Origin of the sequence: Pseudomonas sp. S06B 330 (assembly GCF_002845275.2) — a bacterium.
Classification (GTDB): domain Bacteria; phylum Pseudomonadota; class Gammaproteobacteria; order Pseudomonadales; family Pseudomonadaceae; genus Aquipseudomonas.
In genome coordinates this window covers 5,074,476-5,087,500 of the sequence record NZ_CP088149.1, presented here as the reverse complement: position 1 = coordinate 5,087,500, position 13,025 = coordinate 5,074,476, and the positions used below count along the sequence as shown (strand labels likewise).

Below are 13,025 nucleotides of genomic sequence, written 5' to 3'. Positions count from 1 at the left end.
CTGCCCAGACCCACCAGTTTCTTGTTGGGGCCATAGCTCAGCTGGGAGAGCGCCTGCCTTGCACGCAGGAGGTCAGCGGTTCGATCCCGCTTGGCTCCACCACCCCCTTGTTACCATGTCAAAGCTTAGAAATGAATATTCGCATCGAATATTGATTTCTGAACTTTTTCAGAATCGTTCTTTAAAAATTTGGGTATGTGATAGAAAGATAGACTGGACAGCACTTTCACTGGTGTTTGTTCAGGCTAAGGTAAAATTTGTGAGTTTTCATGAATTTTCGGCGAATGTCGTCTTCACAGTATAACCAGATTGCTTGGGGTTATATGGTCAAGTGAAGAAGCGCATACGGTGGATGCCTTGGCAGTCAGAGGCGATGAAAGACGTGGTAGCCTGCGATAAGCTTCGGGGAGTCGGCAAACAGACTTTGATCCGGAGATCTCTGAATGGGGGAACCCACTCAGCATAAGCTGAGTATCTTGTACTGAATACATAGGTGCAAGAGGCGAACCAGGGGAACTGAAACATCTAAGTACCCTGAGGAAAAGAAATCAACCGAGATTCCCTTAGTAGTGGCGAGCGAACGGGGACTAGCCCTTAAGTGGCTTTGAGATTAGCGGAACGCTCTGGAAAGTGCGGCCATAGTGGGTGATAGCCCTGTACGCGAAAATCTCTTAGTCATGAAATCGAGTAGGACGGAGCACGAGAAACTTTGTCTGAATATGGGGGGACCATCCTCCAAGGCTAAATACTACTGACTGACCGATAGTGAACCAGTACCGTGAGGGAAAGGCGAAAAGAACCCCGGAGAGGGGAGTGAAATAGATCCTGAAACCGTATGCGTACAAGCAGTGGGAGCCTACTTTGTTAGGTGACTGCGTACCTTTTGTATAATGGGTCAGCGACTTATATTCAGTGGCGAGCTTAACCGAATAGGGGAGGCGTAGCGAAAGCGAGTCTTAATAGGGCGTTTAGTCGCTGGGTATAGACCCGAAACCGGGCGATCTATCCATGGGCAGGTTGAAGGTTAGGTAACACTGACTGGAGGACCGAACCGACTACCGTTGAAAAGTTAGCGGATGACCTGTGGATCGGAGTGAAAGGCTAATCAAGCTCGGAGATAGCTGGTTCTCCTCGAAAGCTATTTAGGTAGCGCCTCATGTATCACTGTAGGGGGTAGAGCACTGTTTCGGCTAGGGGGTCATCCCGACTTACCAAACCGATGCAAACTCCGAATACCTACAAGTGCCGAGCATGGGAGACACACGGCGGGTGCTAACGTCCGTCGTGAAAAGGGAAACAACCCAGACCGTCAGCTAAGGTCCCAAAGTCATGGTTAAGTGGGAAACGATGTGGGAAGGCTTAGACAGCTAGGAGGTTGGCTTAGAAGCAGCCACCCTTTAAAGAAAGCGTAATAGCTCACTAGTCGAGTCGGCCTGCGCGGAAGATGTAACGGGGCTCAAACCATGCACCGAAGCTACGGGTATCACTTAGGTGATGCGGTAGAGGAGCGTTCTGTAAGCCTGTGAAGGTGAGTTGAGAAGCTTGCTGGAGGTATCAGAAGTGCGAATGCTGACATGAGTAACGACAATGGGAGTGAAAAACTCCCACGCCGAAAGACCAAGGTTTCCTGCGCAACGTTAATCGACGCAGGGTTAGTCGGTCCCTAAGGCGAGGCTGAAAAGCGTAGTCGATGGAAAACAGGTTAATATTCCTGTACTTCTAGTTATTGCGATGGAGGGACGGAGAAGGCTAGGCCAGCTTGGCGTTGGTTGTCCAAGTTTAAGGTGGTAGGCTGAGATCTTAGGTAAATCCGGGATCTTAAGGCCGAGAGCTGATGACGAGTTGCCTTTAGGCGACGAAGTGGTTGATGCCATGCTTCCAAGAAAAGCTTCTAAGCTTCAGATAACTAGGAACCGTACCCCAAACCGACACAGGTGGTTGGGTAGAGAATACCAAGGCGCTTGAGAGAACTCGGGTGAAGGAACTAGGCAAAATGGCACCGTAACTTCGGGAGAAGGTGCGCCGGTGAGGGTGAAGGACTTGCTCCGTAAGCTCATGCCGGTCGAAGATACCAGGCCGCTGCGACTGTTTATTAAAAACACAGCACTCTGCAAACACGAAAGTGGACGTATAGGGTGTGACGCCTGCCCGGTGCCGGAAGGTTAATTGATGGGGTTAGCTAACGCGAAGCTCTTGATCGAAGCCCCGGTAAACGGCGGCCGTAACTATAACGGTCCTAAGGTAGCGAAATTCCTTGTCGGGTAAGTTCCGACCTGCACGAATGGCGTAACGATGGCGGCGCTGTCTCCACCCGAGACTCAGTGAAATTGAAATCGCTGTGAAGATGCAGTGTATCCGCGGCTAGACGGAAAGACCCCGTGAACCTTTACTATAGCTTTGCACTGGACTTTGAATTTGCTTGTGTAGGATAGGTGGGAGGCTTTGAAGCGTGGACGCCAGTTCGCGTGGAGCCATCCTTGAAATACCACCCTGGCAACTTTGAGGTTCTAACTCAGGTCCGTTATCCGGATCGAGGACAGTGTATGGTGGGTAGTTTGACTGGGGCGGTCTCCTCCTAAAGAGTAACGGAGGAGTACGAAGGTGCGCTCAGACCGGTCGGAAATCGGTCGTAGAGTATAAAGGCAAAAGCGCGCTTGACTGCGAGACAGACACGTCGAGCAGGTACGAAAGTAGGTCTTAGTGATCCGGTGGTTCTGTATGGAAGGGCCATCGCTCAACGGATAAAAGGTACTCCGGGGATAACAGGCTGATACCGCCCAAGAGTTCATATCGACGGCGGTGTTTGGCACCTCGATGTCGGCTCATCACATCCTGGGGCTGAAGCCGGTCCCAAGGGTATGGCTGTTCGCCATTTAAAGTGGTACGCGAGCTGGGTTTAGAACGTCGTGAGACAGTTCGGTCCCTATCTGCCGTGGACGTTTGAGATTTGAGAGGGGCTGCTCCTAGTACGAGAGGACCGGAGTGGACGAACCTCTGGTGTTCCGGTTGTCACGCCAGTGGCATTGCCGGGTAGCTATGTTCGGAAGAGATAACCGCTGAAAGCATCTAAGCGGGAAACTTGCCTCAAGATGAGATCTCACTGGAGCCTTGAGCTCCCTGAAGGGCCGTCGAAGACTACGACGTTGATAGGTTGGGTGTGTAAGCGCTGTGAGGCGTTGAGCTAACCAATACTAATTGCCCGTGAGGCTTGACCATATAACACCCAAGCAATCTGCAACGCAGATTGTGGTGGTGAAGACGAAATGAACCGAAAGTTCGTAAAACCACAAACTGTCACATACCCAATTCGCTGGAGTGTCTAACAAGACCTTCTGGCAACAGAATTTCTTGACGACCATAGAGCATTGGAACCACCTGATCCCATCCCGAACTCAGCAGTGAAACGATGCATCGCCGATGGTAGTGTGGGGTTTCCCCATGTGAGAGTAGGTCATCGTCAAGATTAAATTCCGAAACCCCTATCTGCGTATGCAGGTAGGGGTTTTGTCTTTTCCGGCCCTGGCCCTGGCCGTTGCCTGGGAGCCGGCCTTACCGGCGATACCGCCACTGCGCAATCGCTGACACCCCAGCGATGCCCTCGCCACCAAGGCTGGCTCCCATAGGGCGATGCGCTGTAACAGACAAGCCGCTATCGTCAGCCAAGCCCATGATATGGTTTCCCCCTGCCCGCACAGCCTCAAGGATGCCCAATGCCGCACGCAAACCCACTCCTTCCAGGATTCATGGTGGTTCATGGCAACCGCCTGGATGAACTGCGCAGCCTGGTGGTGAGCTGGATGCGGCGCTATCCGCTGGCGCCACTGGAAAACGAGATCGCACTGGTACAAAGCAACGGTATTGCCCAATGGCTCAAGCTTGCGCTGGCCGAAGACCCGGAGGATGACGACCAGGGCGGCTGCGGCATTGCAGCAGCAATCGAGGTGCAGTTACCCGGCAGTTTCATGTGGCAACTCTACCGTCGGGTGCTGGGTCGCGAAGAAATTCCGGAAGTTTCCCTGCTCGATAAGGCACCACTGACCTGGCGTCTGATGCGTCTGCTGCCGGAGGTGATCGACAAGCCGCATTTCGAGCCCTTGCAGCGCTTCCTGACTGACGACAGTGACCTGCGCAAGCGCTACCAGCTTGCCGAGCGCCTGGCCGACCTGTTCGACCAATACCAGGTCTATCGTGCCGACTGGCTCAAAGACTGGGCCGCCGGTCGACATGTGCTCAACACCGCTCGCGGTGAGTCGAAGCCACTGCCTCCGGCCAATTGCTGGCAGGCAGAGCTGTGGCGTGCGCTGCTGGTGGATGTGGGGGAGGAGGGCATGGCTCAGAGTCGTGCCGGGGTGCATCAGCGCTTCATCGAACGAATCAACAGCCTTGAGCACGCGCCTGCTGGACTGCCGTCACGGGTGATTGTCTTCGGCATTTCCTCGTTGCCCGCCCAGGCATTGGAGGCGTTGGCCGGGCTCGCACGTTTCAGCCAGGTGTTGCTCTGTGTGCACAACCCCTGTCGTCACCACTGGGCGGATATCGTTGCCGACAAGGACCTGCTGCGTCATCAGTACAAACGCCAGCAACGCAAGCAGGGCATGCCCAGCCTGATCGATGCACAAACCCTGCACCAGCACGCCCATCCACTGCTGGCAGCCTGGGGTAAGCAGGGCCGTGACTACATCAACCTGCTCGACAGCTACGACGACCCAGGCAGTTACCGTGCAGCATTCAGTGATGGCCGCATCGACCTGTTCAGTGACAATGAACCGCAGAACCTGCTCAATCAGTTGCAGGACGACATTCTCGAATTGCGCCCGCTGGCAGAAAGCCGCGCACTATGGCCTGAAGTCAATCCTGCCAAGGATCGCTCGGTACGCTTCCATATCGCTCACAGCCCCCAGCGTGAAGTGGAGATTCTTCACGACCAGCTGCTCGCCCGCTTCAGTGCCGACCCGCACCTGCGCCCGCGTGACGTGATTGTCATGCTGCCGGATATCAACACCTACGCACCGCATATACGTGCCGTATTTGGCCAGTTGGGCCGCGATGACCCTCGCTTCATTCCGTTTACCCTGACCGATCAGGGGCAGCGCGGTCGTGATCCGCTGCTGATTGCCTTGGAGCATTTGCTGAAGTTGCCGGACAGCCGCTTTGCGGTCAGCGAGATTCTCGACTTGCTCGATGTGCCCGCCTTGCGCGCCCGTTTCGCCATCAAGGAAAGCGATCTGCCGACCCTACACCGCTGGATTGAAGGCGCCGGAATCCGCTGGGGGTTAAACGCCGAGCAGCGCGCAAGTCTCGGCTTGCCGGCTGATCTGGAACAGAACAGCTGGCGATTCGGCCTGCGGCGGATGCTCCTTGGCTATGCCGTGGGCACCGGCGAAGGCTGCGACGGGATCGAGCCGTTTGATGAGATCGGTGGGCTGGACGCGGCACTGATCGGGCCCCTGGTGGCCCTGCTCGATGCGCTGGAAATCGCCTATCAGCAGTTGTCTACGCCAGCCACGGCGGCGCAATGGGGCGAGCGTTTGCACGCGCTGTTGCAGGTATTCTTCCTGGCCGAAACCGAGCATGACGACTACTTGTTGGTACAACTGCAGACGTTGCGGGAGACCTGGTTGCAAACCTGTGAATCGGTTGGCCTTGAAGACTTGCTGCCGCTGACCGTGGTTCGAGAAGCGTGGTTGGCCGGGCTTGATCAGGGGCGATTGTCACAACGATTCCTGGCCGGTTCGGTGAATTTCTGTACGCTGATGCCCATGCGCGCCATACCGTTCAAAGTGGTCTGCCTGCTTGGCATGAATGATGGTGACTACCCACGCGCGCAACCGCCGCTGGACTTCGACCTGATGGGCAGTGACTACCGTCCAGGTGATCGCTCTCGTCGTGAAGATGACCGTTACTTGCTGCTGGAAGCGCTGCTTTCGGCGCGTGATCAGTTGTATGTCAGTTGGGTCGGTCGCAGTATTCGTGACAACAGTGAACGACCAGCCTCGGTACTGATCGGCCAGCTACGCGATCACCTTGCCGGCGGTTGGCGACTGGCCGGCGCCAAAGACGGCGACAAGCTCGACGGTGGCGAACAGCTGTTGCAGGCCTTGACCGTCGAACACCCGTTGCAGCCCTTCAGCGCCCGTTACTTTCACAAAGGCAGCAGCTTGTTCAGTTACGCACGCGAGTGGCGAACCTTGCACCTTCCTGGCGAAGAGCAGCCAAAGGTCGAGGAACAACTACCTCCCTATAGCAACGATGAGGCCTTGAGCCTGACCTTGCTTCAGGACTTCCTGCGTCATCCCGTGCGGCACTTCTTCAGTCAGCGCCTGAAGGTATTTTTCGAGTCGGTGGAAGCCCCCTTGGCCGATGAAGAGCCCTTTGTACTTGACGCCTTGCAGCGTTACAGCCTCAGCGAAAGCCTGTTAGTCGCTGCCCTGGCGAGCCCCGAGGACGCCGGCCAGGCACTGGGTGCTCAGGCTCGTCGCCTGCAGGGTAGCGGCATGCTGCCATTGGCGGGCTTCGGCGAGTGCCTGCAAGCCGAGTTGGTCGAGCCGTTGCCGGATTTACTGCAGCGTCATCAACAGCTGTTGCACCAGTGGCCCACTGCCTTGGACAGCGCCTTACCGATTCGCTTCGAACACCGCCAACTCAAACTCGAAGGCTGGCTTGGGCGGGTTTATCAACGCGATGATCAATCCTTGCTCAGCATTACCACGTTGCCCAATGGCATCAGCAGCGGTCGATCACTGAAATGGCATCGGTTGACGTCAACCTGGGTCATGCATTTGGCCGCCTGTTCAGTGGGGTTGCCGTTACATAGTGCTGTGGTGGCCACGGACGTCACCCTGTTACTGACACCAATTGAGCAACCCCGTGCGGCGGACTTGCTTGGTGACTTGCTGCTGGCCCGCCAGGCTGGCATGTGCGCGCCGCTGCCTGTGGCGGTCAAGACCGCCATTGCCTGGCTGGCCCAGACTGATCCCGACAAAGCGCTGGTTGCTGCGGCCAAGGCCTATGAAGGCGATGGTCAGAACAGCTTTGGCGAACGTAGCGAAAGCACCGCGCTGGCCCGTCAATTCACTGACTTTGCGGCGTTGACTGCCAGCGAAGAATTCGAGGGGTGGTGTGAAGCCATGTACCGGCCGATGTTCGAGGCGCCCTGGCAGACCTTAGGCAACGAAGAGGACGGCCAATGAGTCGCACAGCCCCCCTGGCCCTGACTTTTCCGCTCCACGGCAGTCAACTGATCGAAGCCAGCGCCGGTACCGGCAAGACCTTCACCATCTCTGCCCTGTACCTGCGCCTTGTGCTGGGGCATGGCGGCGACCAAGGCTTCGGTCGCGAATTGCTGCCGCCACAGATTTTGGTGGTGACCTTCACCGACGCAGCTACCAAGGAACTACGCGAACGTATTCGTACGCGACTGGCAGAAGCTGCACGTTTCTTCCGTGGCGAGTTGCAAGGGGCCGATCTGTTGCTGCAACAGTTGCGTGACGATTATCCACAGGACGTATGGCCAGCCTGCGCCAACCGTCTGGATATAGCTGCGCAATGGATGGATGAGGCGGCGGTGTCGACCATTCACAGCTGGTGTCAGCGCATGTTGCGTGAGCATGCATTTGACAGCGGCAGCCTGTTCACCCAGACCTTGGAAACCGATCACAGCGAGTTGCTCGGCCAGGTCATGCGCGATTACTGGCGACGTTTTTGCTACAGCATGCACGGTGACGCCCTGGCCTGGGTGCGCAGTCACTGGGTCAGCCCTGATGCGTTGCTGCCTAGGGTGCGCTCGCTGTTTGGACGTCAACGTATTGAGAACAGCGCCGAGGAACCGCAAGCGCTGATCGATGCTGTACTGCAACAGCGCACTGAACAGTTGCGCAGCCTCAAGGCACCTTGGGTGCAATGGGCGGGGGAGCTGTTACAGATCTGTCGAGACGGCGTAGCGAACAAACAGGTGCATGGCAAGTTCATTCAGGCGCGCTTCTTCGAACCATGGTGCGAAAAGCTGGTGGCGTGGGCTGAAGACGTGCAGGCGCTGGAGCTTAACCTAGGCACCGGTTTCACCCGATTGACCCGCGCAGGCGTGGCAGAAGCCTGGAAAGGCGAGCCACCCACCCACCCGGCACTCCAGGCGATGGAGGCCCTGCAAGAGCAATTGAAAGCCTTGCCGACCCCCGACGCTTGCCTGTTGGAGCACGCCGCCGCCTGGGTTGGAGCACGTTTCGAACAGGAAAAGCGCCGTCGTGCGGAAATGGGCTTTGATGACATGCTCATACGTCTCGATCACGCCTTGCACGGCGATGCGGGTGAGCGTCTGGCAGGCTTGATCCGTGAGCAGTTCCCGGTGGCCTTGATCGATGAATTCCAGGACACCGATCCGGTTCAGTACCGGATTTTTCAGCGTATCTACCGGATTGAGGAAAACCTCAGCGACACCGGCCTGTTCATGATTGGTGACCCGAAGCAGGCGATCTACGCCTTCCGCGGTGCTGATATCTTCACTTACCTAGGGGCCCGCCGTGCTACCGCCGGGCGCCTGCACAGCCTGGACACCAACTACCGCTCCAGCCAGGACATGGTCGGCGCGGTCAATCATGTGTTCATGCAGGCTGAACTGCGTGAGCGGGGGCGCGGTGCCTTTCTGTTCCGCGACGGCGAAGACAACCCAGTGCCCTTTGTCGAGGTCAAGGCCAAAGGCCGCGGAGAGCGATTTCAGGTCGACGGGCAGGTGCTCGGCGCCCTGCATCTGTGGCAGCTGCAAAGCGATGAGCCCGTCTCCGGGGCGATCTACCGTCAGCAGCTTGCAGCCAGTTGCGCCAGTCAGATCGTCGCGCTGCTTAATGGCGGGCAACAGGGTCGCAGCGGATTTATGCAGGGAGACCAGAGGCTGCGTGGCTGTATGCCTTCAGACATCGCCATCCTTGTCCGTGATGGCCGCGAAGCGCAATTGATCCGCGCCGAACTGGCCGCCCGTGATGTACGTAGCGTGTACCTGTCAGACAAAGACTCGGTGTTCGCCGCCCAGGAAGCTCAGGACCTGCTGTCCTGGCTCAAGGCCTGTGCCGAGCCGGATGTCGAGCGCCTGCTCAAGGCGGCGCTGGCCAGTATCACCTTGAATCTTCCGCTGTCGGCCCTGGAACAGTTGAACCAGAACGAGCGTGTGTGGGAACGCTGGGTCATGCAGTTCCGTCAGTACCGGCTGATCTGGCGCAGCCAGGGGGTATTGCCGATGCTGCGTCGGCTTCTGCACGACTTCGATCTGCCGCAGGTATTGATGGCCCGCAGTGATGGCGAGCGGGTGCTGACCAACCTGCTGCACCTGGCCGAACTGCTACAGCAGGCGGCGACCGAACTGGACGGAGAACAGGCGCTGATCCGCCACCTCGGCGAGCACCTTGCCAGCGCCGGGCAAGCCGGTGAAGAGCAGATTCTGCGGCTGGAAAGTGATGAGCAACTGGTCAAGGTGGTCACCATTCACAAGTCCAAGGGCTTGGAGTACCCGCTGGTGTTCCTGCCGTTCATTTGCACCAGTAAACCGGTGGATGGCTCGCGCCTGCCGCTGGCCTGGCACGACAGTCAAGGTCAGGCCCAACTGACCCTGACTCCGCAAACCGAGCAAATCGCCTTGGCCGACGATGAGCGTCTGGCTGAAGACCTGCGCCTGCTCTACGTTGCCTTGACCCGCGCACAGCACGCCTGCTGGCTGGGTGTGGCCGACCTTAAACGTGGCACCGGCAAAACCTCACTGCTCCACCGTTCGGCGCTGGGCTATCTGCTCGGTGGCGGGGCGCCGCTGCCAGCTTCCAGCCAGTTGAGTGACTGGCTGCAGGCGCTGCAGGCCGGTTGCCCGGCGATTACCTGCCAGGTCAAACCTGAGCCTGACGAACAACGCTACAGTGCACCACGCAATCAGGCCGAGCTTCTGCCTGCACGACAGCCCAAACGTCGCGCGGCGGAAAATTGGTGGATCGCCTCCTACAGTGCGCTGCGTATTGGTGAGGAGTCGCTGACCCTGGCGGCAGACAGCTCGCAAGCACAGCAGTTGCTCGATGATGAGCGCCCCGACCCGCAGCAGTTGCGCGAAGTGATGCCCGGCAGCGGCGATATCCATCGTTTCCCGCGTGGTCCCAACCCCGGAACGTTCCTCCACGGCCTGCTCGAATGGGCGGGGCTGGAAGGTTTTGGCCAGGTGACGGCGAATGATGAGGCGCTCAAGCGCATGGTTGGCCAGCGTTGCAACCGGCGTGACTGGACGGGCTGGATTAACACCCTGAGCTTCTGGCTGCAGCAGTTGCTGGTGCAACCTATGGACCTGGCACCGGATAGTCCGGCAGTGGCCTTGAACCAGCTCAGCCAGTACCAGATCGAGATGGAATTCTGGTTTGCCAGCCACAAGGTCGATGTTGCTCAGCTTGATCGCCTGGTGGCCGAGCACACCCACCAAGGCGCAGCACGAATTGCTGCACAACCGGCCCAGCTCAACGGCATGTTCAAAGGTTTCATCGACCTTGCCTTTGAACATGACGGGCGCTATTACGTGGCTGACTACAAGTCTAACTGGCTTGGTCCTGACGATCAGTCCTACAGCGAACTGGCCATGGAGTCGGCCATTCTCAGCCACCGCTACGACCTGCAATATGTGCTGTACCTGTTGGCCATGCACCGTCAATTACGTGCACGGCTGCCGGATTACGATTACGACCAGCATGTGGGCGGCGCTGTGTTCATCTTTTTGCGTGGTGTGCATTCGGCCTCTGGCGGAGTGTTTTTTGTCAAGCCGCCACGGGAGTTGATCGAGCGCCTCGATGACCTGTTTCGCGGCCAGAGTGCTCCGCAACAACACGACCTGTTCCAGGGAGATGCACCATGAGCCGTACCCTCGTCGACCTGTTGCCGACACCCTTGGATGCCGGCCATCTGGCGGCACTTGCACCGTTGAGCAACAGTGCTGACTTGCTGGCCTTGCTCGATCGCTGGGTCGAACGTGGCTGGTTGCGCGCTCTGGACCGGGCCTTCGTCGGTTTTCTCGACGAGCGTGACCCGGGCGGCGATCCGCTGGTGCTATTGGCCGCAGCCTTGGCCAGCCACCAGTTGGGGCATGGGCATGTGTGCCTGGATTTAGGTGAGACCTTGGCCGAGCCGGACTTTGCCTTGTCGCTGCCACCCGAGGGCGATGTTCTGGCTGGCCCACTGTTGTTACCCTCACAGTTGCTTGAACGACTGGCGTTGGACACCTGGTTGCAACGTCTGGCCAGCAGCCGTCTGGTCGCCAATGGTGCGAGTGTTGAGCAGGCCTCGCGACCGTTGGTACTCAGCAGCCAGCGTTTGTACCTGCGTCGTTACTGGAGCTATGAACGGCAGATCGACAACGCCCTGCGCCAACGCCTGGAACAAGTTGAACCGACGCCCAGCGACCTGTCGGCGCGCTTGGCGCAGCTGTTTGCCGGTGGCAGCCAGCCGGGTCAGGTGGACTGGCAGAAACTTGCCTGCGCCTTGGCTACTCGGGGGGCCTTCAGCATCATTACCGGTGGTCCTGGTACCGGCAAGACCACCACCGTGGTGCGCTTGCTGGCTTTGCTCCAGGCCCCAGCGGTGGAGGCGGGGCGCCCTTTGCGTATTCGCTTGGCGGCCCCCACCGGCAAAGCGGCGGCACGACTTACCGAGTCCATCGGCCAGCAGGTTGAACGCCTGGCGGTTGACACCCCGGTGCGGGACAACATTCCCACCGATGTCTCCACGGTGCACCGCCTGCTCGGTAGCCGCCCGGGCTCGCGACATTTTCGCCATCATGCGGGTAATCCCTTGCCCCTGGATGTGCTGGTAGTCGATGAAGCGTCGATGATCGACCTGGAGATGATGGCCAACTTGCTCGCCGCGCTACCGCCTCACGCTCGCCTTGTGTTGCTGGGAGACAAGGATCAGTTGGCTTCGGTGGAGGCGGGTGCGGTGCTCGGTGACCTCTGCCGGGATGCCGAGGCCGGCCGTTATAGCGCTCAGACCCAGGCCTGGCTGGAGCAGGTCAGTGCTGAGACGCTGGTGGGCAGTGAGCTGCAGGCGGGCTCTGCCGAACAATATCCACTGGCGCAGCAGGTGGTGATGTTGCGTTTCTCCCGCCGCTTCGGCGAGACCAGTGGTATCGGGCGTTTGGCACGGCTGGTCAATCTGCAGGATGCCGAGCAGGCCCGTGCCTTGCTGCTACAAACCCAGGATGATGTATTCGGCCTGACCCTGCGCGGTGAGCAGGATCGCGCCCTCGACCGGCTGCTGCTCGACGGTCTTGGTCGCGGAGCCGAGGGGCCGCAGGGCTACCGCAGCTATTTGCAGGTCATTGGCCGGCAACGTCCGTCGCTGTCCACGCCAGCCGATGACCCGCGCTGGGAGGCGTGGGCCATGGCCGTGTTGCAGGGTTTTGAGACCTTCCAGTTGCTGTGCGCCGTGCGTAAAGGCCCGTGGGGTGTCGAAGGCTTGAATCAGCGGGTCGGTCGTGTGCTTGGCGCCGCCGGTCTGATCGATGTTGAGCAACCCTGGTATGAAGGCCGACCGGTACTGATGACCCGCAATGATTATGGGCTGGGCCTTATGAATGGCGACATCGGTATTGCCTTGCGCCTGCCCGATGAACAGCACCCTGGCCAGCAAGTGTTGCGGGTGGCCTTTGCTCGGAATGATGGCCGCGGTGGTGTACGCTTCGTGTTGCCCAGCCGTCTCAATGAGGTAGAAACTGTTTACGCCATGACTGTGCACAAATCTCAGGGTTCGGAATTCACCCATACTGCCCTGGTGTTGCCTGACGCTCTGAACCCGGTTTTGACCAAGGAATTGATCTATACCGGTATCACCCGGGCGAAAAGCTGTTTCACTTTGATAGAACCGCGACAAGGCATTTTCGAGGATGCGGTGCGGCGCAAGGTCAAGCGCATTTCCGGGTTGATGCTGGAGCAGGTATGAGCACGGCGATTCGGCCTTTTCCCGGATCGGCGGGGGCTTGCTCTCTCGCTGGGAAAACGGCCTCTGTGCTATCGTTGCGG

General features: G+C 58.5%; 3 protein-coding genes, 2 tRNA genes and 2 rRNA genes (1 of these 7 only partly in view). All 7 read left to right on the top strand.

What is annotated here, in order from left to right:
* Positions 1-16: transfer RNA gene (locus CX511_RS22935), tRNA-Ile, on the top strand (it extends 61 nt beyond the left edge of the window).
* Positions 17-26: 10 nt separating this feature from the next.
* A tRNA-Ala gene (locus CX511_RS22930) sits at positions 27-102 on the top strand.
* Between the two features lie 223 nt (positions 103-325).
* Positions 326-3,216: ribosomal RNA gene (locus CX511_RS22925) — 23S ribosomal RNA — on the top strand.
* Between the two features lie 131 nt (positions 3,217-3,347).
* Positions 3,348-3,463: ribosomal RNA gene (rrf, locus tag CX511_RS22920) — 5S ribosomal RNA — on the top strand.
* 247 nt (positions 3,464-3,710) lie between these two features.
* Positions 3,711-7,190 (top strand): exodeoxyribonuclease V subunit gamma, encoded by a 3,480-nt coding sequence (recC, locus tag CX511_RS22915; protein WP_101292825.1) that lies wholly within the window; start codon positions 3,711-3,713, stop codon positions 7,188-7,190.
* The gene (recB, locus tag CX511_RS22910; protein ID WP_045187840.1) at positions 7,187-10,867 is read left to right on the top strand and encodes an exodeoxyribonuclease V subunit beta; all 3,681 of its coding nucleotides are present in this window, start codon (positions 7,187-7,189) and stop codon (positions 10,865-10,867) included. Before recC ends, recB begins: the two co-directional genes overlap by 4 nt.
* Positions 10,864-12,945, top strand: a complete 2,082-nt coding sequence (gene recD / locus CX511_RS22905; protein WP_101292823.1) for an exodeoxyribonuclease V subunit alpha — start codon at positions 10,864-10,866, stop codon at positions 12,943-12,945. The genes recB and recD overlap by 4 nt, the downstream gene beginning before the upstream one ends.
* Positions 12,946-13,025 lie beyond the last annotated feature (80 nt).

Excerpts from the sequence above, each read along its gene's own strand:
- recC (WP_101292825.1), top strand. The coding sequence starts at position 3,711 with ATGCCGCACGCAAACCCACTCCTTCCAGGATTCATGGTGGTTCATGGC.
- recB (WP_045187840.1), top strand. The coding sequence starts at position 7,187 with ATGAGTCGCACAGCCCCCCTGGCCCTGACTTTTCCGCTCCACGGCAGT.
- recD (WP_101292823.1), top strand. The coding sequence starts at position 10,864 with ATGAGCCGTACCCTCGTCGACCTGTTGCCGACACCCTTGGATGCCGGC.